This window comes from Aquicoccus porphyridii (genome assembly GCF_008369105.1).
Taxonomy (GTDB): Bacteria; Pseudomonadota; Alphaproteobacteria; order Rhodobacterales; family Rhodobacteraceae; genus Aquicoccus; species Aquicoccus porphyridii.
Window position 1 is genome coordinate 264,236 of the sequence record NZ_VINQ01000001.1, and the last position, 20,527, is coordinate 284,762.

Genomic DNA, 20,527 nt, shown 5'->3' on the forward strand with positions numbered 1-20,527 from the left:
GCGGGATCGTCTTGCGTCTTACTCTTGCCCAAGTGATCGGCTAGGCTTTGTCCGAAAAGGGGCAGTCGATGCGCAAGGAACCGTCACAGGCCGTGAAGCGCCGCCGGGTGTTTTACATCCCCGGCTATGATCCGATTCACCCCCGCCGATATCGCGAGCTTTACCGCAAGGAGGGCGCGGCGCAGGCGGCGCTGTCGGGTTACGAGATCGCGTTGACTCCCAAGACCGGCGGTGGCGCCTATGGCTGGCATGTCATCGCGCAGATGGACGGGGCCGAGACCGAGACCGATGTCGAGGTTCTGGTCTGGTCGGATATCGTGCGCGACAGCATGGGGCTTGGGATCGTGGCGACCTATGTGCAACTGCTGCGCACCGCGTGGATATATATCGGATCGGGTGCGCTGTGGCGGTTGATGCGTCTGCGCAAGGGTCCGGTGATCGCGGCGCTTTACCCGGTGGTTTTCCTGCTCGTGCAACTGGCGCTGGCGCTGGGGATCGCATGGGGTCTGGGCCGAGGATTGGCCCTGCTGCACCCCTGGGCGGCATGGGGCGGGTTGATCGTTGTGCCCTTCGTGCTGGAGTGGTTCCGCAAGCGCGACGGTCGATTTTTCGCCTATTACCTGATGCATGATTATGCCTATTCGGCCCAGCTCCGCGGGGAGAACCCGCCCGAGTTGGAAGAGCGGTTGAGAGAGTTCGGCGATATCATCGCCGCCGCGTTGCGCGAGGACGTGGACGAAGTTCTGGTGGTGGGGCATTCGTCGGGCGCGCATCTGGCGGTGTCGATCCTGGCCGATCTGATCCGCGCGGGCCGATTGCCGAAGGATGGTCCGGCGCTCGGATTTCTGAGCCTCGGGCAGGTGGTGCCGATGGTGTCGTTCCTGCCGCGTGCCGACCGGCTGCGCACCGATCTGCGCTATCTCTCGGCCCGAGAGGAAATCACGTGGGTCGACGTGACCGCGCCCGGTGATGGCTGCGCCTTTGCGCTTTGCGATCCGGTTGCGGTTTCGGGCGTGGCGCCGCCAGACAAACGCTGGCCGCTGGTGATCTCGGCGGCCTTCACCCAGACATTGAGCCCCGAGCGCTGGAAGGAACTGCGCTGGCGGTTCTTCCGGCTGCATTTCCAGTATCTTTGCGCGTTCGACCGGGTGCGCGATTATGACTACTTTCGCATCACCGCCGGGCCGTGCACTCTGGCGGCGCGATTTGCAGGACGGAACCCATCGAAATCGCGGATTGAAAAGCCCGCGTCGAAATATGCTTCCGTGAGGGATGATGACCGCTCTGCCGCCTGATCCGCCACAGCCACCGCGCCCGCCAAAGCCGCCGGCGCGCGTGGGGCGCGTGTCGCTCTGGCGCTATGCCAGGCTGTTTCGCGCGGATATCCTTTCGGCCCAGCCGGCCCGGCTTTATCGCGCGTGGATGGCCGAGTTTCGAACGCCGTTCTTTCGCTCTTACATGTGCAATCAGCCCGAGCTGGTCGATCTGGTGCTGCGCAAGCGACCGGATGATTTTCCCAAGTCTGACCGGATTCGCGAGGGGCTGGCGCCGCTTCTGGGCAACTCGGTCTTTGTCACCAATGGCGAGACCTGGAAACGCCAGCGCCGGATCATCGACCCGGCCTTCGAGGGCGGGCGGTTGCGCGATGTGTTTCCGGCGATGTGGGATGCGGGACAGGCGGCGGTGGCGCGGCTGGCCCCGTTGGCGGGGGGTGTGCCGGTCGAGATCGAGGCCCAGACCAGCCATGCGGCGGCGGATGTGATCTTTCGCACGTTGTTTTCCATCCCGATCGAGCACCAGGTGGCGGGGCAGGTGTTCGAGACCTTTCGCGAGCATCAGCGTGCCCAGCCGGTGCTCAATCTCGGCGCGGTTCTGCCCCTGCCGAAATGGTTCCCGCGCTTTCACAGCCGCGAGACGCGGCGCACCGCGCGCAAGATCCGGACGCTGATCACGCAACTGACTGCCGAACGGATGCGCGCGATCGAAGCGGAGCGCGCGCCTGATGATCTGGCCACCAAGATCATGACCACGCCCGACCCCGAGACCGGGGAGCGGTTCGGCACCGATGAAATGGTCGATCAGGTGGCGATCTTTTTCCTCGCCGGACATGAAACATCGGCGAGTGCGCTGGCATGGTCGCTTTATCTTCTGGCGATGCATCCCGAGTGGCAGGAGCGGGTGGCGGACGAGGCGCGGGCGGCGTTCGATCCCGAAAAGGTCTATTTCTCGACCGTGTCGAAGCTCAGGGTCTCGCGCGATGTCTTTCGCGAGGCGATGCGGCTTTATCCACCGGTGCCGATGATGGTGCGCGAGGCGACGTGCCCGGAACGTTTCCGCGATCGCGATGTGCCCAAGGCCAGCCAGATCGTGCTGTCGCCGTGGCATCTGCACCGGCATGAACGGCTTTGGGAGCGGCCCGATGCGTTCGATCCGGCACGGTTTCAGACCGAGAACGGCAAGACCTGTTTGCGCAATGCCTATATCCCGTTCTCGGCCGGGCAGCGCGTCTGCCCGGGGTCGGGGTTCGCGATGATCGAGGGGCCGCTCATCCTGTCGATGCTGGTACGGGCCTATCGGTTCGATCTGGTTGCCGAGCGCCCGGCCATGCCGGTGGCCCATCTGACGGTGCGCGGCAAGGACGGGATATGGCTTCGTATCGGCAAGCGTGACCCGGCCGGGCCGTGAAGCGGGGCCACGCGGCCCCGGTCGACTTTACGCGTTGGCTTCGCGGATCTTCTCGGCGGCGTCCTTGTCATAGGTCACGCCGCTCTTCTCGAAAAGCTGGTCAAGCTCGCCCGAGAGGGTCATCTCGGTGATGATGTCGCACCCGCCGACAAACTCGCCCTTGACGTAAAGCTGGGGAATGGTGGGCCAGTCGGAATAGTCCTTGATGCCCTGACGGATGGCGTCATCGGCGAGCACGTTCACATCGAGAAAATCGACGCCTATGTAGTTCAGCACCCCGGCCACGCGCGAGGAGAAACCGCATTGTGGCATGGCCTTGGTGCCTTTCATGAAAAGCACCACGTCGTTGGCTGTGACTGTTTCGTTGATCTGTGTCTTTGCGTCGGTCATGTCATTATCCTTTGCTTGGGCTGCGCCGATTTCATCCGGCGCGATGGGCTTGGGGCCTTGGCGTCAAACGTTCTTGTCATCCTTGTTGGCGTTGACCTCGTTCGGGTCAAAATCCTCATGGTCATACCCGTCTTCATCCTCTGACAGGGCGGTCACATGGGTCGTGCCGGTTTCCTCGTCATATTGAAGCCCGTATTGGGCGCGTCCTTCGGATTTGTAGCGCCTGTATTCGTGAATACCGGCATAGAGAAACACCAGCACAAAGGGTGACAGGATCAGTGCGGCGATCAGGCGGGGGTCCATGAGCGGCGCTCCTTCAGGGTCAGTCGGGTGCGCGTGTGGTCAGGGCCAGCGCGTGAAGTTCTCCTTCAGGGCCGTCCATCTTGCCTTTGAGTGCGGCGTAAACGGTGCGTTGCTGCTGCACCCGGTTCATTCCGCGAAATCCCTCGTCGATCACGAGGGCCGACATGTGACGCCCGTCTGCGCCCTCGACCGTGATCTGGGCGTTCGGGAAGCTCTCGCGGAGCAGGTTTTCGAGTTCATGCGCATAAAGCGGCATTTCGATGGTTCTCCCTCATGGTTTCAGGTGAATCTAGGTCGCGCGCGGCGTGGGTGCAAGGGAGGTTGCCGGTTGTTGTGCAAAGACATCTTGCGGATGTGCGTCTGGATTTCCGGGTGCTGCCCTGATGATCAGCCCAGCACTGTTTCGAAGGATGCCCGATAGGTCGCGGCAAGATCTTCGAGCGGGGCGGCACTTTTGCCGAACCTGACATCTGTGCCGGTGAAGCGCCCGACCGTGCGGATGGTCACGCCCGCCTGACCGGCGGCGAGCATCAGCGCCTCGGCCTGATCGAAGTTGCAGGCGACGAGGTAACGCGCCTGATCCTCGCCGAAGAGATCGGCCATGTCGTCGCTGTCGATCTGCACGCCGACGCCGCCTGCTTCGGCCATCTCGAACGCGGCCAGCGCGAGGCCGCCATCGGAGAGGTCGGTGCAGGCCTTGATCAGCGCGTGGTTGGTGCGGATGAAATCGCCATTGCGCTTTTCGGCGTCGAGATCGACCGGCGGGGCGTCGCCCTCAACACGGTTGAAGACCTCGGCGAGCAAGGCCGACTGACCCAGATGACCCTGGGTCTCGCCCATGAGCAGGGCCACGTGACCATCGCGCGGCAGACCGAGAATGGCCTCGTCCTCGGACTTGATCAGGCCGACGGCGGCAATCGTCGGTGTGGGCAGGATCGCGACACCGTCGGTTTCGTTGTAAAGCGAGACATTGCCCGACACGATCGGCATGTCGAGTGCGGCGACCGCCGCGCCGATGCCTTTGATCGCGCCGACGAACTGTCCCATGATCTCGGGCTTCTCGGGATTGCCAAAATTGAGGTTGTCGGTGCTGGCCAGCGGCGTGGCGCCGGTGGCGGTGAGGTTGCGATAGGCCTCGGCCACGGCCTGCTTGCCGCCCATTTCAGGGTTGGCCTTGACATAGCGCGGGGTCACGTCCGAGGTGAAAGCCAGCATCTTGCCGGTGTCATGCACCCGGGTCACGCCCGCGCCAAAGCCGGGCGTGCGTACCGTGTCGGCCATGACCATGGTGTCGTATTGTTCGTAAACCCATTGCTTTGCGGCATAATTTGGCGATGAGATCAGCGCGCGCAACCCGTCGATCGGGTCGATCCCCGGCACGCTTTCGGGATCGAGCGGTTCGGCGGGCGGGGTTTCGACCCAGGGGCGGTCATATTCCGGGGCTTCCGAAGAAAGCTTGGAGAGCGGCAGATCCGCCATGACCGAATTGCCGTGCAGGATCAGGAAGCGATCTTCGGGGATGGTTTCGCCGACGATGGCGAAATCGAGATCCCATTTCTCAAACACCGCTCGGGCCTCGGCCTCTTTCTCGGGGCGCAAGACCATCAGCATGCGTTCCTGGCTTTCCGAGAGCATCATCTCGTAGGCGGTCATCGCCGCCTCGCGCTGGGGCACGTCGTCGAGTTGCAACTTGACGCCAAGCCCGCCCTTGTCGCCCATCTCGACCGCCGAACAGGTCAGGCCCGCCGCGCCCATATCCTGGATCGAGATGACCGCGCCGGTGGCCATCAGTTCAAGCGTCGCCTCCATCAGGCGTTTCTCGGTGAACGGGTCGCCGACCTGAACGGTGGGGCGTTTTTCCTCGATCGACTCGTCGAACTCGGCGCTGGCCATGGTGGCACCGCCGACGCCGTCGCGCCCGGTCTTGGCACCGAGATAGACCACCGGCATGCCGACGCCGCTGGCGGCGGAATAGAAGATGCGATCCGCATCGGCCAACCCGGCGGCAAAGGCATTGACGAGGCAATTGCCGTTATAGGCTGGATCGAACCGGACCTCGCCCCCCACCGTGGGAACGCCGAAACAATTACCATAGCCGCCGATGCCTTCGACCACGCCATGCACCAGTTGCCGGGTCTTTGGGTGGCTGGTTTCGCCAAAGGACAGCGAGTTCATCGCGGCGATGGGGCGCGCGCCCATGGTGAAGACATCGCGCAGGATACCACCCACGCCGGTCGCCGCGCCCTGGTAGGGTTCGATATAGGAGGGATGGTTGTGGCTCTCCATCTTGAAGATCACAGCCTGGTTGTCGCCGATGTCGATCACGCCGGCGTTCTCGCCCGGTCCGCAGATCACCTGTGGCCCGGTCGTGGGCAGGGTGCGCAGCCATGTCTTGGAGGATTTGTAGGAACAATGTTCGTTCCACATGGCCGAGAAGATGCCAAGCTCGGTAAATGTCGGCTGCCGCCCGATGATTTCAAGGATGCGCGCGTATTCGTCGGGTTTGAGCCCATGCGCGTCGATCAGGTCTTCGGTGATGGCAGGTTCGGTCATTTTCGCGTGTCCCCCGGGTTCCGGCGCCCTTGTCCGTTGGCTGGCGTCCTCATACGACAAGGGAGCGGGGCATGGAAGGGGCAAGCACCGCGTTTATGGCCTGTGCGAGATGCCCGGCGGAGCGTATTCGGGACAGGATGCGGATGGCACGCGCTATGGGGTTGCAGCCGTGTGGCAAAAGACCAAGACTGGCGACGAAAAAAGGGGGCAGGGCATGCGCAAATTCAACAATCCGTGGCGAGGCAGGGGACTGGCAGAGGGGACGCTTGGGGATGTGCCCTGGCCCGCCGCAGACGCGCGCGACGTGGGCGCGCTCCTGGCACGCTGCCCGTTTCATGATCCGACCCCACTTGTCCGGTGTGACGGCTTTGCAGGTGCGGGTGAGGTTTTTGTCAAGGATGAGCGCACCCGGATGGGGCTGGGCAGTTTCAAGGCGCTTGGCGCGGCCTATGTGATCGCGCGCGATGCGGCAGAGGGCCGGGCGCGGGGGCGCACCTATGTCGCGGCGAGCGCGGGTAATCACGGGCTGTCGGTCGCGGCGGGCGCGATGGCATTCGGCGCACGTGCGGCGATCTATCTGAGCGATGCCGTGCCCGAAACCTTTGCCGCGCGCCTGCGTGGGATCGGTGCACAGGTGGAGCGTGCCGGCGCCACCTATGAGGAGAGCATGCGCGCGGCGATGCAAGCGGCTGAAGATAACGCGTGGATGCTGTTGTCCGATTCGTCTTGGCCCGGCTATTTCGACCGGCCATGGCGGGTGATGGAGGGATACCTGGCGCTGGCCGACGAGGTGGTGCAGGCGATGGACGAGCCGCCCACCCATATCCTGTTGCAGGCGGGTGTTGGCGGGCTGGCCGGGGCCTGTGCGGCCGCGTTCCGCGCGGCATGGGGTGATTACCCGCAGATCGTGGTGGTCGAGCCGGACGCGGCTCCGGCGTTGATGGAGAGCGTGCGGGCGGGACGAGCGGTGGTCACGCAAGGGCCGGTTTCGGCCATGGGGCGGCTCGATTGCAAGGAACCCTCGCTCATCGCGCTCAAGGGGCTGGCGCGCGATGCGGATGATTTCGTCACGATCAGCGAGGATGAGGCGGCGGCGGCGATGCCGCGACTGGCCGAGGCGGGGTTGGCGAGCACGCCGTCGGGTGGGGCCGGGCTGGCGGCGCTTTTGGCGATGGAACCGCTGGGGCCGGATGCGCGGGTGCTGTGCATCCTGAGCGAGGCGCCGGAATGATGCGCGGCTTTTCCGAGGCGGAGTATCGCGCGCGCGTCGACCGGGCGCAGGCCGCCATGGAGCGGTTGGGGCTCGCTGCGCTGTTGCTGACGACCGAACCCGATATTCGTTATTTCACCGGATTTCTCACGCGGTTCTGGGAAAGCCCGTCGCGCCCGTGGTTTGTGATCCTGCCCATGGCGGGCGAGCCGATCGCGGTGATCCCGTCGATCGGGGCGGCCCTGATGGGGCGGACATGGTTGCGCGACATCCGCACATGGGCCGCGCCCAACCCTGCCGATGACGGGGTGAGCCTGCTCGGCAAGGCGCTGCACGAGGTGGCGCGGGGTGGCAAGGTCGGCATTCCGTCGGGCCCTGAGACACATCTGCGGATGCCGCTGGCCGATTTCGGGCGGTTGCAGGCCGTGGGCATTGATTTCGGCGACGATGACGGCATTGTTGCGCGGCTGCGGGCGGTGAAATCCGAGGATGAAATCGCCAAGATCGCGCAAAGCTGTGCCATCGCGGGCCGGGCCTTCGAGCGGATGGGCGAGGTTGCGCGCCCGGGCGTCGCCATGGAGGAGGTGTTTCGCGGGTTCCAGCGTCTGCTGCTGGAGGAGGGCGCGGATTGGGTGCCCTACGTGGCGGGCGGGGCGGGGCCGTTGGGCTATTCCGATGTGATTTCGCCCGCTGACGAGACGCCATTGGCCGAAGGCGATGTTCTGATGCTCGATACCGGCGCGGTGTGGGACGGGTATTTCTGCGATTTCGACCGGAATTTTGCCATTGGCACGGCCAATCCGAGGGCCGAGGCCGCGTGGTCGCATCTGATCGAGGCGACGCTGGCGGGCGAGGCGGCGGCACAGCCCGGTGCGCGGGCGCGCGACGTCTGGGCGGCGATGGCGCGCGTCGTGGGCACAGGTGAAACCGCCGGGCGGCTGGGCCACGGGTTGGGGATGCAACTGACCGAGGGGCTGTCGTTGAGCGCGCGGGATGATACCGAACTGCAACCGGGGATGGTGATCACGCTTGAACCCGGGATCGAGACGGCGGAGGGGGTTTTCATGGTGCATGAGGAAAACATCGTTATTCGCGCGGATGGTCCACAACGGCTCAGCCCGTTTGCCAGCGGCCCGTTGCCGGTGATCGGGAGGTAGGGGGATGATACCGGGCCAGACGGTGACGAACGCAGGGCCTACGCCCCGTTGGCGGTTGTCATGGGGGCGGGCGATGCCGATAATCGAGGCGGTGTCGAAGTTGTCAGGAGACGCAACATGCTTCTGGCCGCATCACGGGATGAGACGGGTGACTCGCACGAGAAGCTCTAGCAGATGGTAAAGCGTGCCCCTTTCCGGATCGGCCAGCAGACGGTCGCTCCCGGCACACGCCGCACGGTCGACCTTCCGGTCAGCGTAATGTCGGATCACACCCCGGTCACGATGTCGACCCACGTCATCCATGGTCGGCGCGATGGGCCGGTCGTGTTCGTGAGTGCGGGGGTGCATGGGGACGAGATCATCGGCGTCGAGATCGTGCGTCGCCTGCTGCGCATGCCCAGCCTGAAAAGTCTGCGTGGCACGCTTGTCGCGGTGCCGATCGTCAATGCCTTCGGTTTCCTGAGCAATTCCAGGTATCTGCCCGACCGTCGCGACCTCAACAGGTGTTTTCCCGGCACCGAGGGTGGCTCGCTCGCGTCGCGTCTGGCGCATATCTTCATGGATGAAATCGTCGCGCGCTGTGATCTGGGAATCGACCTGCATTCGGCTGCCGTGCATCGCACGAACATGCCCCAGATCAGGATTTCACCCAACAATCGCGAAACATTTCGATTGGCCCGCGTGTTTGGCGCGCCGGTGATTCTTTACTCGCGGTTGCGTGAGGGTTCTTTGCGCGCGGCGGCCAAGGAGTCGGGTGTCGATGTCCTGCTTTATGAAGCGGGCGAGGCGTTGCGCTTTGACGAGATGGCCGTGCGGGCCGGTGTGAGCGGCATTCTGCGGGTGTTGCGGGATCGGCAGATGCTTCCGTCAAAGGGTATATCGAAACCGAGACGCAAGTCGCTGGTGTCGATATCCAGCCGCTGGCTGCGCGCGCCACAGGGCGGGTTGCTCAGATCCTTCAAATCCGAGGGCGACATGGTCGAGGCGGGCGAGACACTGGCCGTTGTCTCGGACCCGTTCGGCGAGGTCGAAATACCCGTCGATGCGGACCGTGCGGGGTTGATCGTCGGGCGCACCGTGTTTCCGAGCGTGAACGAGGGCGATGCGCTGTTTCATGTGGCGCAGGTCGCCGATACGGATGACGCGGAGGAAACGTTGGAATTTCTCTCGACGCAACTCGAAGAGGACCCGCTTTTTGATGAGGATGCCATCATTTGATGAATCCGAGCCGCACGCGCCCGGGAGGCGCGTGCCCCGGTGCGCGCTGGTTCATTCCCACTCCATCTGTTCGTAGGTGGTTTGCGCGTTGCGGCCTGCGAGGCTTTCGAATTGTTCGAGGTAAGACCAGGCGGATTGGTCGATGCCCGGCGCATCCATGATATCCCCGCCCGCGTCGATCAATGCACCGATTCTCGTGCGCAGGTTGACAAGGTAATCATAGCTGTCCCGGCGTGCGGTGGAGAGGTCGGTCGCCTGTCCGTGGCCGGGCACGATATGGCCGGGATCGAAGGCTTCCATGGCCTCGAAGGTGGCGATCCAGCTTTTGACATTGGACTGGCCCCCGACGCCAAGTATGCGGTCGACATAGACGATATCGCCGGTGAACATCACATCATGGTCGGCAAGCCAGACAAGGCTGTCACCGGGCGTATGGGCCTGTCCGAAATGCATGATCTCGAAGGTGACTCCTCCAGTTGCAAGCGTGTGCTTGGTTTCGAAGGTGACATCCGCGTGGGAGGGCATGGTCCCTTCAAGCCCGTCACCGATCAGTTGTGACAGATTGCTCATCTGCATCGAGCCGCGATCCTGTTGGTCTTCGATCGCGGCTTTCGAGGCTAGTATGGTCGCGCCCTGCGCCTGCCAGTAGCCATTGCCGAGCCAGCGGTGATCCTGCCCGCCGGTGTTGATCACGTGGGTCACGGGTTGGTCGGTGATCGTGTCGATGGTGGCGTCGATCATCGCGGCCCCCTGCCACGATCCGCCCGGGTCGATGAGCACCACGCCATCGTCGGTGACCACGACGCCAAAGGTGGCGTTGTTGCCGAGATTTTCGGGGTTGCGCTGTTCCTTGGGACCAACAAGCGCCCAGATGCCTTGCGCCACCGGCTGGATATCGAGGGTTTGCGCGGCAGCCAAGCCCGGCGCGGCGATGAGAGCGGTAATCAGGACCCGGATCATGCCGCGAGACAGCCTTCGCGCCGCGTCGTGTCGGACAGCCTGCCAGCGTGCGCAAGCTTGCCATCGGCTTCGATGCGGATTGGTGGCCGCGCTGCGGACCATTTGCCTGCCTGCCGCACAGTGTCTGTAGCCGGGGCCATCTGCCTTGACGGGCTTCATGGGAATCCTTTCAGAACAAAATCTTGAAGAGAAAGTCGAACGCCAGGATACCCGCGTTCACGGCGGCGATGAAGATGGCGATCGGACGCAGCGTCAATATCTGCGCGAGGACAATCACCCCGGACAGATTGAGGGCTGTTCTACGGAAGGTTGGGCGTAACTGTTTCGTCTATCGAGCCGTCATGCGACGTCGTGTTTGCACAGCATGCCACTTGTCAGAGCCCGACGAGGGCGCAAATGTCCTGTCGGCTGCTGCCTTCTGTGCGGTAGGTGGCGATGGCGCGGGCGTCGTCGCGTTTTGCAAGGCGTTTTCCGGCCTCGTCGCGGATCAGACGGTGGTGGTGATAGACCGGGGTGGGGAGTTGCAGGAGTCGCTGCAACACGACGTGAATCGCGGTTGCGCTGAACAAATCCTCACCGCGCACGACATGGGTAATGCCCTGTGCGGCGTCGTCGAGCACGACCGACAGGTGATACGACCCCGCCATGCCGCGCCGCCCGAGCACCACGTCGCCCACATGCGAGAGCAACCAGTCGAACGGGATGTCGATCAGGCCGGTTTCGCCATCGGGGCCTGCGCCCTCTTCGGTGAACCCGAGCGGTGGGCGCATCGGCTGGGCCGCGATCAATGCCGTGGCGCGGGCCATGTCGAGGCGCAGGGCAGCGTCGGGGCACGGCCCCGAGGGTGGATGCGCAGGGCGGCAGGTGCCGGGATAGACGATGCCATCGGGGCCAATGAGGGGCGCGCCGCCTTCCTGTGGGGCGCTGGCCGCGGCGGCAATGTCGCGCCGGTTGCAGGAGCAGGAATAGAGCAGGCCACGCGACCAGAGATGGGCGAGCGCCGCACGATAGTCGGCCAGCCGGTCGGATTGGCGCATGACAGGCTCTGGCCATGCAAGGCCCAGCCATGCGAGATCGTCGTAGATCTGTGCCTCCCATTCGGGGCGGGAACGGCTCTGGTCGATATCCTCGATCCTGAGCAGGCATTCGCCCCCGGCGCGCTGTGCAAGATCATCGGCGAGCAAAGCCGAATAGGCGTGACCCAGATGTAGCGGACCGGTCGGAGACGGGGCAAAGCGGGTTCGGAAAGTCACGCTTTTTCAAGAACGTAGATGTTGGACTTAAGGTCTTTTCCGGGGATATGGTCGCCATGTTCCCGGCACAGCAACCGCGACGCGCCACCATCGGTCCATTCCATGATCTTGGCCTCGTATTCCGGCTGCTCAAGTGAGTGATCGTTGAACGAAAAGGCAAAAAGTCCACCGCGTGGCAATGCCGTCATCAACTCGTCGAATAGCGAGAGCGGCGCCGCGCCGATGCCGATGACGCCGATGGCCGCGATCATGGAGTGGGCGCCGGGTGTGATCGGGGCGGGTTGCGCCGGGTTGGCCAGATCGAGGTTGCGATAGACCGATTTGGTGCGCGCGATTTCGAGCATTTCCGGGGTCGCGTCGATGCCGTCGATGGTCGTGAAACCCGCCTTGTGCAGGGCGGCGCCAGACAGTCCCGTGCCACATCCGTAATCGAGAAGGGGCGCCGATTTATCCTTCGAAAACCGGGCCAGGGCGGTGGCAATGCGGGTGGGTGTCGCGTAACCGTTCGCGGCCAGCTCGGCCTCGTAGGTTTCGGCCCATTCGGCATAGAGTGCGCGGCTGTCGCCGCCTTCGGTCAGTTCATAGACCTTGTCGAGATATTCCTTGGACATGCGACGATCATAATGCGCAGGGTCACGCCGCGTCCAGCGCATATTGGGCGAGCCAGTCGCGCCAATCGGTTTTGGCGCGGTCGGTATAGGCCTGGTAGCGATCCTTGCGGCCGCGCCGCCCGCCCTTGAGCCCCTCGACCGGGGGAAAAAGGCCGAAATTGACGTTCATCGGCTGAAAGGTTTTGGCCTCGGCGCCGCCGGTGATGTGGGTGATCAGCGCGCCCATGGCCGTTGTCGGCGGGGGTGGGGGCAGGTCGTGGCCCAGAATCGCACTGGCGGCCATGCGTCCCGCCAAAAGCCCCATGGCCGAGGATTCGACATAGCCCTCGACACCGGTGACCTGACCGGCAAAGCGGATATGGGGCTTCGAACGCAGGCGCATCTGGTTGTCGAGCAGCGTCGGGGAATTGATGAACGTGTTGCGATGAATACCCCCAAGGCGCGCGAAACTGGCATCTTCAAGTCCCGGAATCATTTTGAATACAGAGGCTTGCGCGCCATACTTCATCTTGGTTTGGAAACCTACGATATTATAGAGCGTGCCCAGCGCATTATCGCGGCGTAGCTGCACCACCGCGTAGGGCTTTTCATCGGGCTTGTGCGCGTTGGTAAGGCCCACCGGCTTCATCGGGCCATGGCGGAGGGTTTCGCGACCGCGTTCGGCCATCACTTCGATGGGGAGGCAGCCGTCGAAATATCCTGCGGTCTCGCCTTCGTGAAACTCGGTCTTGTCGGCGGCCAGAAGCGCGTCGATGAACGCCTCGTATTGATCGCGGGTCATCGGGCAGTTGAGATAGGCCTTTTGTTCCGCCTCGGTCTCGCCCTTGTCATAACGCGATTGCATCCATGCGACGGACATGTCGATGCTGTCGGCATAGACGATGGGCGCGATCGCATCGAAAAAGGCGAGCCGTTCGGCGCCGGTTTCGGCCTGGATCGCGGCGCCGAGCGCGGATGAGGTCAGCGGCCCGGTGGCGATGATCCAGTGGCCATGATCGGGCAGGGCGGTGATCTCGCCGGTTTCCAGCGTGATCAGCGGATGATCGAGCAGCGTGCGTGTCACGGATTGGGCAAAGGGATCACGATCCACCGCCAGCGCACCGCCTGCGGGCAGCCTGTGGCGATCAGCCGTCGCCATGATGAGCCCGTCGGCCTGTCGCATCTCCCAATGCAGGAGGCCCACGGCATTCTGCTCGCTGTCATCCGACCGGAATGAATTCGAACAGACCATTTCCGCGAGGTCGCCGGTTCTGTGGGCGAAGGTGCCGACATGGGGGCGCATTTCGTGGATGATGACAGGTATGCCCATGCGGGCGGCCTGCCATGCGGCCTCGGACCCGGCGAGCCCGCCACCGATGATGTGAAGCGTTTCCGTCATGACGCCGGATGTAGGGGATCGAGCGGGGTTTGGAAAGGGTCCGTTGATGGTCAGCAGGTTGAGTGCGGCGACCAGCGCCGTGGCGTGCCGGTGGCGTGGAAAGCAGAGCGGGTCACCGGTTCCGGAATTTCGGCAGCCCGAGAGAGAGGCTTGGAGAGACATATTACCGCCGATGACCCGCTTGTGCATGACGGCAGTCATTTCATCCATGCCCTTGGTCGGGTTTTGGTTAGCACCCTCGATTGGAGCAAAACAATGACGAATGCGGAAAATATGAGGCAGTCATATGGAAACAAACCAACCGGACGGCATGCCCGCTCAGGGCATCAGCTTTGCCAGTCGGGCGGGCGCTTTTCGATGAAGGCGGCGATGCCTTCGTTGGTGTCGCGCCAGAGCATGTTTTCGACCATCACCGCACCGGTATGGGCATAGGCCTCGTCCAGGGTCATCTCGACCTGGTCGTAGAAGGCGCGCTTGCCGATGGTGACGGCGGCCGAAAGCTTGGACGCGACGGTTTCGGCGAGTTGCATGGTTTCGGCCTCGAGGCTGTCGGGCGATGCAACGCGGTTGATCAGGCCGATGGCAAGGGCGCGGTCGGTGTCGATGAATTCCCCGGTGGTGAGCATTTCGAACGCCTGCTTGCGCGGGACATTGCGCGAGAGGGCCACCATTGGAGTCGAGCAGAACAGCCCGATATTGACGCCGTTGACACCAAAGCGTGTGCCTTCAGCCGCGACGGCCATGTCGCAGGAGGCGACAAGCTGGCAACCTGCGGCGGTGGCGATGCCGTGGGGCATGGCGATGACCGGTTGCGGCATTTCGCGAATGCTCATCATCACGCGTGTGCAGCGGTCGAAGAGATCCTTGAAATAGGCGCGACCGCCATCTTCGGCCTGGCGCCCCTGCTGCATCTGCTTGAGATCGTGGCCGGCGCAGAACGCCTTGCCCTCGCCCGAGATCACCACGGCGCGGATCGTAACGTCCTGTTTCAACGCATCAAATTGCGATTGCAGGGCGGCGAGCATTTCGTCGGACAGGGCGTTGAGGCGGGTCGGGTCGTTGAGGTGCAGGTGTGCGATTGGGCCGGTGTCGTTACGTTCAAGCAGAGCCATCTTGTTCTCCCCTCTCTTTGGCGGCAATCCTAGGGCGGAACGGGCGAGGAGGGAAGACATGCCGCTACAGATGAACGCCGAGGAATTGATGGCCTATCTCGAGGAGGTCTTTCCCCAGGTGCGCAGCGATTTCGCGGTGGACCGGCTGGCCGAGATGGAGGTCGATCTGCGGCTCAAGGTGGCGGATCGGCACTTGCGACCGGGCGGCACGGTTTCGGGGCCGAGCATGTTTTCTCTAGCAGATTGCGCGGTTTACGCGATCACGCTGGCCATGGTGGGGCGCCGCGCGCTGGCGGTGACGACCAATGCCACGATCGACTTCATGCGCAAGCCCGCGGCGGGGGCGGACCTCATTGCGCAGTGCCGGTTGCTCAAGCTCGGGCGGGTGCTGGCGGTGGGCGATGTGCTGATCTTTTCGGAAGGCGAGGCGGCGCCGGTGGCGCGTGCATCACTCACCTATTCGCTGCCGCCGGGGGGCGGTTAACACTCGAATCATGGCCGGAAAACGGGGGGGTGACATCCGGCTGACTTCCGGCTGCCGCCCGGCTGCCGGGGAAATCAACCATTTGTTAACCGTGGAAAGGTTAATAGGGTGGGCGGAGAGCGCGTTTCGGTCGGGGTGTCTTCGTGCAGACCTGAAACGCGTTGGGGCAGGTTGCGTTTGATCGGATAGGTATCCGAATTTTATGGCTGCTCTTGCTGGTCACACGAGATCGCGAAATTTTGCGACTGTGTTGAAACCAACTGAAAGCGGATGACGGCTGCCAGCCCCGAAGCGGAACCGTCGCTCCCGGTGCTAGGCCGCGATAGCTGACCTTCGCCGGATGAGCAGTGAACTGGCAAACTGCGGGTCGGAACTGTCGTTCGCGAGATCCGAGGCGATGTCGGCAGGCAGCCCTAGGCGGCTATTCACAACTTGCGCTGATGCCGCGACGCTACTTCACCGGACCGGTCGTTCATCAAGGGATGCGTCAGGACTGATTGCCGTCGGCCATGCGAAAGAGCTGCCGTTGCCATACCCCCATAAATCTGAGAACCTCAAACCAAACCATATTCATTGAGGACGGGACAAATGCGGCGTGTACTACTAGCACTTACCGTAATGGCGGCACCGGTTGGCGCTCAGCAATACCCAACAGAATGGCGATATCTCGACGTAGCGGCGGACGCGAATGGCTGGCGCTCAGTCTTTCGTGAAATTGCGACCATCGATGCCTGTCGCTCGATGATTGGAGAAGTTGTCGAAACTTACCTTGGTGGACCAGAGATCGCCAGAGAGATGGGCATTGCTTCATCGCAGATCGGGCCAGACGCATCAGGCATGTTCCATATCAGGATTGAAGAAAAACTTGCCGGTGTTGTTGGCTGCACGATGAGCAGTGATCCTGCACTGCAAGCACTATCTGGCCCCGAGGACATGATCGCGATGTTCATGGATAAAGTGAATTAGGGTCCCTGCCGTTGATCGCCGCGCATTGCGCGAAGGTCTGCTGTCGGGAAACCGCCTAGTGTTTGCAAAGCCCGCTCCCTGCGCATTCCTGCCGCTCGACGCCCTAACGGCGACGTGCGATGTCACCCCGATAGGCACGGAGGCATTATAGAGTGTTGCACTCTATCGAACCCACCCCGCCCGGGCTGCTTGCAGTTCGGGCAGCGCCCGACCCGCCCGTCGTGCCAGCGGCACGCGTTTGGCGTGACGGCGGGCGCTTCGCACCCCCACCCCGGGCCGGGCGCCGCCCTTTTGTTGGATGTGCTTGGCGCAAAAGACCAAATAAGGTGACATATCGAGACCCTTGATGGACCCGCCCCGCCCGGAACAGCGGCGCAGCCGCCCGGGCGAGCGCCATCCCCCGGCCCGGCGCTCGCCCTCGTGCATGTTCGGAGAAGCCCCGCCCAAGCCCTTCCGGTCAGGGAATCAGCCGCTGCACATAGCCGGGCAGGGCGAAGGCGGCCCTGTGCACGGCGGGGGTGTAGTAGAACGGTGTAAGCCCCGCTGCGTCGAAGCGACCCGTGAGCACGTCGAGCGGGGTGGCGCGCGCATCGCCGTCGGTGCCCCAGCCAAACGCCATCGGGCCACCGGCATAGGTGGGCACGGTGGCGAGGTAGCAGGTGGCATCGGCGAAGAGCGCGCGGAAGGCGCGCATCGTGTTGGTGAGCTCTTCGGGTTGCATGAAGGGCACGCCGTTTTGGGTGACGAGAATGCCGTTCGGGGCGAGCGCGCGCTTGGCATGGCCATAGAAGGTGTCGGTAAAGAGCACCTCGCCCGGGCCGATCGGGTCGGTGGAATCGACGATGATCACGTCGAACCCGCCGGACGTGGTTTTCATGAAATCGGCCCCATCCGCGATGACGAGATCGAGCCGGGGATCGTCGAACGCGCCCTGGCTGAGGGCGGGGAGGTATTCTTTCGAGAACTCCACCACGCCGGCGTCGATCTCGACCATGGTGACGTGTTCGACGTTGGCATGTCTGAGAACCTCGCGCGCCATGCCGCCATCGCCGCCGCCCACGATCAGCACGCGCCGCGCCGCGCCATGCGCGAGGATCGGCACATGGGTCAGCATCTCGTGATAGATCGCGTTGTCGCCCTCGGTGGTCTGCACCACGCCGTCGAGGGTCAGAACGCGCCCGAAGGTGGGGTTCTCGAACACGCGCAGGCGCTGGTGTTCGGTCTCGCTGTCGTAAAGCAGCCGGTCGATGCGCAGCGATTGCGCGTAATCGGCATGGAGCGTTTCGGTCGACCAGTCGCTCATGCCGCCACCCCCGCCTCGGAGACCACGCCTTCGCCGCGCTTGAGCTCTTTCACGCGCACATCGCCGGTGTCGAACGCCCGTTTCAGAACGTCCACCGCGAGCCAGGGCCGGGCGTCGCCGCACATGAAGACATCGAAGGCGCCATAGCCGATTTCCGGCCATGTATGCACCGAGATGTGGCTTTCGGCGAGCACGGCCACGCCCGAAACGCCCTGGGGCGAGAATTTGTGCGTGTGGATGTGCAGCAGCGTCGCGCCGCAGGTGTCCACGCAATCGCGGAACGCCTGCGCGATGCGCGCCTCGTCGTCGAGACCGGTGCCGTTCACCACCTCGATGATGAGATGGGTGCCGGCGAACACGGCCCCGTCGCGGCGGATGAAATGGTCATCGCGGCTGTTGTCGAAAATGTCGCGGGCGAATGGCCCGTGATCGTTCGCGGCTTTGAGACCGCGGGCGGTGTCTTCCTCATGGGCGCCTGTTTCCAGACCGATCCCCAGTTGGAAGAGGTTGGCGTCTTTCATGGCGCTCCCCTTCTTTCCAGCAGATTGAATCCAGTCGGTCCCTTAGCGCCCCCCCGATGCCATCGAAGTTGGGATCGGTCCCGAAAGTGAGGCGCATCTAGGCGGTGTGTTCGAGTCGATCAAGGGAGAAATGGGGTGATGCGCGATTTTTTCGCGCGCTGAGGTTCCGTTGCGTCGCAAAAGGCGGAAATACCCGGGCCTGCCTTGTCGCGGCGGGACAATGGGTTTTGATGGGGCGGGGAGGCGAGACCGTGTCCGCAGAATCCATCGAATCCGCAGGTCAGACCGAATTTCGCCGGGCGCTCAAGGCGATCGGGTTGTTGTTGCTGGCGATCCTTTGCTTTGACATCATGAGCCTCCTGGTGCGCATCCTGTCGGCGCGCTATGCGGCGCCGGAGCTTTCGGCCTATCGCAACGTGCTGGGGATCGTGCCGTCGCTGGCGCTGTTGATCTGGACCGGGGAGTTGCGGTTGCGCGGCTCGTCGCTCAGGATCGCGAACTGGCCGCTGGCGATCGGGCGCGGGTTTGCCGTGGCGCTGGCGCAGCTCTTCTTCTACTCGGCGTTGGCGCGGCTGGAACTGGCGACGGTGGCGACGCTGGGGCAGACCAACGCGCTCTTTGTCGTGCTCTTGTCCGTTGTCCTGCTGGGGGAACGGGTCGGGCCGTGGCGGGTTGCGGCGCTTCTGGTGGGTTTCGTGGGGGTGGTTCTGATCCTCAAGCCGGGGTCGGAGGCGTTTTCGCTGGCCGGGTTGCTGCCGGTCGCGGCGGCACTTTGCTATGCGATTTCGATGGTGACGGTGCGGTTCTTCGGCCCCGAAGTGTCGAACGGGCTGCTTTATCTCTATTCCTCGGCGGCGGCGGCGGTGGGGGCGATCATCCTCGCCGCGTTCACCACCGAGTTCAGCCCGTTGCACAGCCTGGCCGATGCCGGGCTGATCTTCGGGATGGGTATCCTCGGCGGGGTCGGGGTGTTGTTCATGATGCTGGCCTATCGCAGCGCGGCGCCGTCAATCCTGGCGCCGTTCGGGTATTTCGGGATATTGAGCGCCTTCTGCCTCGGCTGGCTGGTCTTTGGCGAAGCGCCGATTGACACGCTGTTCCCGGGGGTGGTGCTGATCGTCGGGGCAGGGGCGCTGATCATGTGGCGAGAAAACCGGCGTGGATGATGGGGTATATTGATACCATATTTACAAGCTGTTGTTTTCAGGCGATTTATCCTGCCCAAACCCGCTTGACTGTGCGCGCTGCATCTATATAACCCGCCCATCACGCCTGTCGGCCCCGAGGTCGACACAGGGGCGGACAGCCAAACACGATCAAACCGAAACACGATAATGGGGTTTCAAACATGAAAACCTTTTCTGCGACGCCGGCAGATATCGACAAGAAATGGATCCTGATCGACGCCGAAGGCGTTGTTCTGGGCCGCCTTGCCTCGATCGTTGCCATGCGTTTGCGCGGCAAGCACAAAGCCAGCTTCACGCCGCATATGGACATGGGCGACAACGTGATCGTCATCAACGCCGACAAGGTGCAGATGACGGGAAAGAAACGCACCGACAAGCTGCATTACTGGCACACCGGGTATCCCGGCGGGATCAAGAGCCGCAGCGCCGGTCAGATCCTCGAAGGTGCGCATCCCGAGCGGTTGGTGATGCAGGCGGTCAAACGCATGCTGCCGGGTAACCGCCTGTCGCGCAAGCAGATGACCAACCTGCGCGTCTATGCCGGGGCTGAGCATCCGCATGAAGCACAAAATCCCGATGTGCTGGATGTGAAATCCATGAACAAGAAAAACACGCGGAGCTGAGAGAGATGACCGATCAAGTGAACTCGCTCGAAGAACTGGGTCAGGTGGCCGAAGGCGCCGCAGCCCCCGTTGTGGAAGCAGAAACCCCGCGTGAGCCCGTGCGTGACGCATTGGGCCGGTCCTATGCCACCGGCAAGCGCAAGGATGCGGTTGCCCGCGTCTGGATCAAGCCCGGGTCGGGCAAGGTCGTCGTGAACGGCAAGGAAATGGGCAAGTATTTCGCCCGTCCGGTGTTGCAGATGATCCTGCGCCAGCCGTTCTCGGTTGCCGGTGTGGAAGACCAGTTCGACGTGCTGGCGACGGTCAAGGGCGGTGGTCTTTCGGGGCAGGCCGGTGCGGTCAAGCACGGCATCTCGAAAGCGCTTCAGCTTTATGACCCGGCCCTGCGCAGCGCGCTCAAGGCCGCCGGTTTCCTGACCCGCGACAGCCGGGTTGTGGAACGGAAGAAATACGGCAAGCGCAAGGCGCGCCGGAGCTTCCAGTTCTCGAAACGCTGAGTGTTTCGACATTGTTTCGGAAAGGGCCGCCTTCGGGTGGCCCTTTTCATTTTCTGCACAGTGTTTTGGCAGATAGCGGTCGGGGAATGGCGCAAGCGCGGGATTTCTGGCGCTGT

At 63.3% G+C, this 20,527-nt stretch carries 22 protein-coding genes; 11 read left to right on the forward strand and 11 right to left on the reverse strand.

All coding sequences use genetic code 11. From position 1 onward, the window contains the following. Positions 1-68: 68 nt before the first annotated feature. Positions 69-1,295: a hypothetical protein gene (locus FLO80_RS01330; protein ID WP_111362129.1), complete on the forward strand. Its 1,227-nt coding sequence runs from the start codon at positions 69-71 to the stop codon at positions 1,293-1,295. After that, entirely contained in the window at positions 1,273-2,685 is a 1,413-nt protein-coding gene (locus FLO80_RS01335) for a cytochrome P450 (RefSeq protein ID WP_246156506.1), read from the forward strand. The genes FLO80_RS01330 and FLO80_RS01335 overlap by 23 nt, the downstream gene beginning before the upstream one ends. A gap of 27 nt (positions 2,686-2,712) precedes the next feature. Here FLO80_RS01335 and grxD read toward each other — a convergent pair whose 3' ends face one another. The 4 genes from grxD to purL all read right to left on the reverse strand — a co-directional run bounded on the left by grxD (position 2,713) and on the right by purL (position 5,931). Next, positions 2,713-3,075, reverse strand: a complete 363-nt coding sequence (grxD, locus tag FLO80_RS01340) for a Grx4 family monothiol glutaredoxin (RefSeq protein ID WP_111362128.1) — start codon at positions 3,073-3,075, stop codon at positions 2,713-2,715. 63 nt (positions 3,076-3,138) lie between these two features. Continuing rightward, positions 3,139-3,378, reverse strand: coding sequence for a hypothetical protein (locus tag FLO80_RS01345; protein WP_111362127.1), 240 nt, complete (start codon positions 3,376-3,378; stop codon positions 3,139-3,141). A 19-nt stretch (positions 3,379-3,397) separates the two neighbouring features. After that, positions 3,398-3,634 carry a BolA/IbaG family iron-sulfur metabolism protein gene (locus tag FLO80_RS01350; protein ID WP_111362126.1) on the reverse strand — a complete coding sequence of 79 codons (237 nt, stop codon included), beginning with the start codon at positions 3,632-3,634 and terminating at the stop codon, positions 3,398-3,400. Positions 3,635-3,765: 131 nt separating this feature from the next. Further along, the gene (gene purL / locus FLO80_RS01355) at positions 3,766-5,931 is read right to left on the reverse strand and encodes a phosphoribosylformylglycinamidine synthase subunit PurL (protein ID WP_111362125.1); all 2,166 of its coding nucleotides are present in this window, start codon (positions 5,929-5,931) and stop codon (positions 3,766-3,768) included. 214 nt (positions 5,932-6,145) lie between these two features. On the opposite strand from purL, the gene FLO80_RS01360 reads away from it, so the two are divergent. From FLO80_RS01360 to FLO80_RS01370, 3 genes are all read left to right on the forward strand, one after another. Beyond that, positions 6,146-7,162 carry a pyridoxal-phosphate dependent enzyme gene (locus tag FLO80_RS01360; protein ID WP_111362388.1) on the forward strand — a complete coding sequence of 339 codons (1,017 nt, stop codon included), beginning with the start codon at positions 6,146-6,148 and terminating at the stop codon, positions 7,160-7,162. After that, entirely contained in the window at positions 7,159-8,298 is a 1,140-nt protein-coding gene (locus FLO80_RS01365) for a M24 family metallopeptidase (RefSeq protein WP_111362124.1), read from the forward strand. Before FLO80_RS01360 ends, FLO80_RS01365 begins: the two co-directional genes overlap by 4 nt. Before the next feature lie 174 nt (positions 8,299-8,472). Then, positions 8,473-9,516 (forward strand): succinylglutamate desuccinylase/aspartoacylase family protein, encoded by a 1,044-nt coding sequence (locus FLO80_RS01370; protein ID WP_111362123.1) that lies wholly within the window; start codon positions 8,473-8,475, stop codon positions 9,514-9,516. Between the two features lie 51 nt (positions 9,517-9,567). Here FLO80_RS01370 and FLO80_RS01375 read toward each other — a convergent pair whose 3' ends face one another. Next, complete coding sequence (locus FLO80_RS01375; protein WP_188078183.1) at positions 9,568-10,476, reverse strand: MBL fold metallo-hydrolase; 909 nt, start codon at positions 10,474-10,476, stop codon at positions 9,568-9,570. Positions 10,477-10,621: 145 nt separating this feature from the next. On the opposite strand from FLO80_RS01375, the gene FLO80_RS22800 reads away from it, so the two are divergent. Next, on the forward strand, positions 10,622-10,795 hold the full coding sequence (locus FLO80_RS22800; protein WP_188078184.1) for a hypothetical protein: 174 nt from the start codon (positions 10,622-10,624) through the stop codon (positions 10,793-10,795). Between the two features lie 55 nt (positions 10,796-10,850). On the opposite strand, the gene gluQRS is transcribed toward FLO80_RS22800, so the two are convergent. The 4 genes from gluQRS to FLO80_RS01395 all read right to left on the reverse strand — a co-directional run bounded on the left by gluQRS (position 10,851) and on the right by FLO80_RS01395 (position 14,830). Further along, positions 10,851-11,729, reverse strand: coding sequence for a tRNA glutamyl-Q(34) synthetase GluQRS (gene gluQRS / locus FLO80_RS01380; RefSeq protein WP_111362121.1), 879 nt, complete (start codon positions 11,727-11,729; stop codon positions 10,851-10,853). Further along, on the reverse strand, positions 11,726-12,340 hold the full coding sequence (locus tag FLO80_RS01385) for a class I SAM-dependent DNA methyltransferase (protein ID WP_111362387.1): 615 nt from the start codon (positions 12,338-12,340) through the stop codon (positions 11,726-11,728). Before FLO80_RS01385 ends, gluQRS begins: the two co-directional genes overlap by 4 nt. Before the next feature lie 22 nt (positions 12,341-12,362). Then, positions 12,363-13,718 carry a methylenetetrahydrofolate--tRNA-(uracil(54)-C(5))-methyltransferase (FADH(2)-oxidizing) TrmFO gene (gene trmFO / locus FLO80_RS01390; protein ID WP_111362120.1) on the reverse strand — a complete coding sequence of 452 codons (1,356 nt, stop codon included), beginning with the start codon at positions 13,716-13,718 and terminating at the stop codon, positions 12,363-12,365. A gap of 326 nt (positions 13,719-14,044) precedes the next feature. After that, entirely contained in the window at positions 14,045-14,830 is a 786-nt protein-coding gene (locus FLO80_RS01395; protein WP_111362119.1) for an enoyl-CoA hydratase, read from the reverse strand. A gap of 58 nt (positions 14,831-14,888) precedes the next feature. Here FLO80_RS01395 and FLO80_RS01400 point away from each other — a divergent pair, with 58 nt between their 5' ends. Both FLO80_RS01400 and FLO80_RS01405 read left to right on the forward strand, forming a co-directional pair. After that, complete coding sequence (locus FLO80_RS01400) at positions 14,889-15,314, forward strand: PaaI family thioesterase (protein ID WP_111362118.1); 426 nt, start codon at positions 14,889-14,891, stop codon at positions 15,312-15,314. Positions 15,315-15,902: 588 nt separating this feature from the next. After that, entirely contained in the window at positions 15,903-16,280 is a 378-nt protein-coding gene (locus FLO80_RS01405) for a hypothetical protein (protein ID WP_146610993.1), read from the forward strand. Between the two features lie 457 nt (positions 16,281-16,737). On the opposite strand, the gene speE is transcribed toward FLO80_RS01405, so the two are convergent. Both speE and speD read right to left on the reverse strand, forming a co-directional pair. Continuing rightward, positions 16,738-17,583: a polyamine aminopropyltransferase gene (speE, locus tag FLO80_RS01410; RefSeq protein ID WP_111362116.1), complete on the reverse strand. Its 846-nt coding sequence runs from the start codon at positions 17,581-17,583 to the stop codon at positions 16,738-16,740. Beyond that, complete coding sequence (gene speD, locus FLO80_RS01415; RefSeq protein ID WP_111362115.1) at positions 17,580-18,104, reverse strand: adenosylmethionine decarboxylase; 525 nt, start codon at positions 18,102-18,104, stop codon at positions 17,580-17,582. The genes speE and speD overlap by 4 nt, the downstream gene beginning before the upstream one ends. 251 nt (positions 18,105-18,355) lie before the next feature. On the opposite strand from speD, the gene FLO80_RS01420 reads away from it, so the two are divergent. The 3 genes from FLO80_RS01420 to rpsI all read left to right on the forward strand — a co-directional run bounded on the left by FLO80_RS01420 (position 18,356) and on the right by rpsI (position 20,411). Next, positions 18,356-19,270, forward strand: coding sequence for a DMT family transporter (locus FLO80_RS01420; protein ID WP_246156508.1), 915 nt, complete (start codon positions 18,356-18,358; stop codon positions 19,268-19,270). 182 nt (positions 19,271-19,452) lie between these two features. Further along, positions 19,453-19,914: a 50S ribosomal protein L13 gene (gene rplM, locus FLO80_RS01425; protein ID WP_111362113.1), complete on the forward strand. Its 462-nt coding sequence runs from the start codon at positions 19,453-19,455 to the stop codon at positions 19,912-19,914. A gap of 5 nt (positions 19,915-19,919) precedes the next feature. Continuing rightward, entirely contained in the window at positions 19,920-20,411 is a 492-nt protein-coding gene (gene rpsI / locus FLO80_RS01430; protein ID WP_111362112.1) for a 30S ribosomal protein S9, read from the forward strand. The last annotated feature ends 116 nt before the right edge of the window (positions 20,412-20,527 follow it).

Excerpts from the sequence above, each read along its gene's own strand:
- FLO80_RS01395 (WP_111362119.1), bottom strand. The coding sequence starts at position 14,830 with ATGGCTCTGCTTGAACGTAACGACACCGGCCCAATCGCACACCTGCAC.
- speD (WP_111362115.1), bottom strand. The coding sequence starts at position 18,104 with ATGAAAGACGCCAACCTCTTCCAACTGGGGATCGGTCTGGAAACAGGC.
- FLO80_RS01375 (WP_188078183.1), bottom strand. The coding sequence starts at position 10,476 with ATGATCCGGGTCCTGATTACCGCTCTCATCGCCGCGCCGGGCTTGGCT.
- FLO80_RS01350 (WP_111362126.1), bottom strand. The coding sequence starts at position 3,634 with ATGCCGCTTTATGCGCATGAACTCGAAAACCTGCTCCGCGAGAGCTTC.
- purL (WP_111362125.1), bottom strand. The coding sequence starts at position 5,931 with ATGACCGAACCTGCCATCACCGAAGACCTGATCGACGCGCATGGGCTC.
- FLO80_RS01405 (WP_146610993.1), top strand. The coding sequence starts at position 15,903 with ATGCGGCGTGTACTACTAGCACTTACCGTAATGGCGGCACCGGTTGGC.
- FLO80_RS01400 (WP_111362118.1), top strand. The coding sequence starts at position 14,889 with ATGCCGCTACAGATGAACGCCGAGGAATTGATGGCCTATCTCGAGGAG.
- FLO80_RS01365 (WP_111362124.1), top strand. The coding sequence starts at position 7,159 with ATGATGCGCGGCTTTTCCGAGGCGGAGTATCGCGCGCGCGTCGACCGG.
- FLO80_RS01385 (WP_111362387.1), bottom strand. The coding sequence starts at position 12,340 with ATGTCCAAGGAATATCTCGACAAGGTCTATGAACTGACCGAAGGCGGC.
- FLO80_RS01345 (WP_111362127.1), bottom strand. The coding sequence starts at position 3,378 with ATGGACCCCCGCCTGATCGCCGCACTGATCCTGTCACCCTTTGTGCTG.
- FLO80_RS01360 (WP_111362388.1), top strand. The coding sequence starts at position 6,146 with ATGCGCAAATTCAACAATCCGTGGCGAGGCAGGGGACTGGCAGAGGGG.
- FLO80_RS01370 (WP_111362123.1), top strand. The coding sequence starts at position 8,473 with ATGGTAAAGCGTGCCCCTTTCCGGATCGGCCAGCAGACGGTCGCTCCC.
- FLO80_RS01335 (WP_246156506.1), top strand. The coding sequence starts at position 1,273 with ATGATGACCGCTCTGCCGCCTGATCCGCCACAGCCACCGCGCCCGCCA.
- speE (WP_111362116.1), bottom strand. The coding sequence starts at position 17,583 with ATGAGCGACTGGTCGACCGAAACGCTCCATGCCGATTACGCGCAATCG.
- trmFO (WP_111362120.1), bottom strand. The coding sequence starts at position 13,718 with ATGACGGAAACGCTTCACATCATCGGTGGCGGGCTCGCCGGGTCCGAG.
- rplM (WP_111362113.1), top strand. The coding sequence starts at position 19,453 with ATGAAAACCTTTTCTGCGACGCCGGCAGATATCGACAAGAAATGGATC.
- grxD (WP_111362128.1), bottom strand. The coding sequence starts at position 3,075 with ATGACCGACGCAAAGACACAGATCAACGAAACAGTCACAGCCAACGAC.
- rpsI (WP_111362112.1), top strand. The coding sequence starts at position 19,920 with ATGACCGATCAAGTGAACTCGCTCGAAGAACTGGGTCAGGTGGCCGAA.
- FLO80_RS01330 (WP_111362129.1), top strand. The coding sequence starts at position 69 with ATGCGCAAGGAACCGTCACAGGCCGTGAAGCGCCGCCGGGTGTTTTAC.